At 26.2% G+C, this 752-nt stretch carries 1 protein-coding gene; it reads left to right on the top strand.

All coding sequences use genetic code 4. The features are described 5' to 3' along the window. Positions 1-752 (top strand): hypothetical protein (locus EHV01_RS06210; protein WP_422066700.1); only part of this gene is annotated, 752 nt, incomplete at both ends.

Raw genomic sequence — 752 nt, 5'->3', positions numbered from 1 at the left:
TTTTTTTGATATGCCTGTTATTGGTCGACCAATTATTAAAGGTCAATTTAATAAAAAAGTTATGAATTCACGAGATTTATTAATGTATAACATGTATCCTTGTCCACCTGATAAAATCAATACTTATGCATCACCCGAAGTAAGTTGATATAACATTCAAGGTATTCAACCAACTATGATAACTGGTTATGAAGATTGAAAAAAAGATATGGAAAGTAGATATGATTTTTGAAAACAGAAAAATAGTGAGGGCATTGTTATAACCGATAAAGCTAGTTCAACAGCAACTAATCCTACGGTTGGCACAACTATTCATAAAGAAGATAATAACTCTAAATTTTATTGGTCTAAAAATTGAATGATTACTTTACCAAACAAAATAAAAGTAAATAATGAAAATGTTAATAATATAATTAGTACCCAAGCATCATCATATTTTAGAAGAAAAGATGAATTTGGTAATACAGTTGGTCAAGTTCAAATTGAATATAATAAAATGGGTAAATGTAATGTTTGAGATATTTTAAATATGAATAATTTTATTAATCGTCAAATTACAGTATTACCTTTAAACTATACGCAAAAATTAGTTTTTAATCCTTTTACTATACCAGGCGGAGTTGGTAAATTCTTAAATTTTATTTCGTTTGGTATTCCATGAGGATGAGTAATTAACCAAGATGAAAAAACTTGACCTAATTTTCAATGACTTAATGGTTTTATGAGTGCTAATATTTATAGTTTTTATAATK

The organism is Spiroplasma sp. hy2 (genome assembly GCF_044714365.1).
Classification (GTDB): Bacteria; Bacillota_I; Bacilli_A; order Mycoplasmatales; family Mycoplasmataceae; genus Spiroplasma; species Spiroplasma phoeniceum.
Note: the sequence above shows the minus strand (reverse complement) of the source record. Positions and strands in the feature narration are given on the sequence as shown.